The 1,221-nt window shown below is 65.4% G+C and carries 1 protein-coding gene; it reads left to right on the top strand.

What is annotated here, in order from left to right; all coding sequences use genetic code 11:
- Positions 1-140 precede the first annotated feature (140 nt).
- The gene (locus NKH59_RS33340; RefSeq protein ID WP_353024476.1) at positions 141-890 is read left to right on the top strand and encodes a transposase; all 750 of its coding nucleotides are present in this window, start codon (positions 141-143) and stop codon (positions 888-890) included.
- Positions 891-1,221: the final 331 nt, after the last annotated feature.

Here is a 1,221-nt window from a genome sequence, read left to right as displayed (position 1 = left end):
GAGCGGACCGAGCGGCTTCGCCGCCTCGTCGCGCGGCGCAACCAGGTCGTGCGGCATCGCACGCGCGTGAAGAACGAGGTGCATGGCATCCTGCAGGCGCACCTCGTGCCGAAGTGCCCGCATGCCGATCTGTTCAACAATTGCGGTCGCGCTCGAGCGGCAGGTGCTTCCCGACGACGGAGCGGGCCGCTATCGCCCGCCACATCCGCGAGATCGATCGCCTGGCCGAGGATCTGGCTGACCTCGATCGCGACATCGCCCGGGAAGCGGTTGATGATGCGCAAGTCCGGCGGCTTCAGACGATCACCGGCGTCAATGTCATCGTCGCGAGGGGTATCATCGCCGCGGTCGGCGACATCCGGCGGTTCCGCGAGCCGCAGAAGCTGGTGAGCTACTTCGGCCTCAATCCGCGTGTGCGCCAATCCGGTCTTGGCTTGGCGCAATATGGCCGGATCAGCAAACATGGGCGTTGCCATGCCCGCGCCATGCTGGTCGAGGCCGCCTGGGCGGCGGCGAAGGCGCCCGGACCGCTCAGGGCCTTCTTCCTACGCATCCGTAACAAGCGTGGTCATCAGGTCGCAGCTGTGGCGGTCGCCCGCAAGCTCGCCGTGCTGATCTGGCATCTGCTGACAAAGGAGCAGGACTACTTCTGGGCTCGCCCGGCGCTGGTGGCGGCAAAGCAGAGGCAGCTCGCTCTCAAGGCCGGCGCGCCGGGCGAGCGCGGTGCCGGTCGCCGCGGTTCGGCTTACGCCTACAACGTGAAGGAGTTGCGAAACAGCGAGAAAGCCGCGGCCGAGAATGCCGAACGTGCCTACGAGCTAATGGTTCGGCATTGGCGGTCACGCGGGCCGAAGCGGCGCACGGACGCCACAAACGAGGAACGACTATAACGGCTGCGTGGCGGCACTCTCATCCTCTCGCACCACTCTTTGCCACGTGGTCGTCCGTGCCGGACAAATATAGCACAAGGAAATCTGGCGGCACGACCTACGCCCTCGGTCCGCTCCAGAACGGCGCCGTGCTCGACGCCGTCAAGGCGTGGCCTGGAAACCTCGCAGCCGGCAGCGGCGCCATCGCACCGGCCAGCCTTGACTGCGTCTCGACACGCTCGCATGGGAAATCCTGTGGGCCGGGACGAAGAAACAGGCTCACCTGAGCCGAACAAAGAAACGCAACAGGAATCGAAAAAGTCGAAATCAGGCTTGTCGATGTCATCCGTCG

This window comes from Mesorhizobium sp. M0998 (assembly GCF_040318885.1).
Classification (GTDB): domain Bacteria; phylum Pseudomonadota; class Alphaproteobacteria; order Rhizobiales; family Rhizobiaceae; genus Mesorhizobium.
This window is presented reverse-complemented; position numbering and strand designations above follow the sequence as displayed.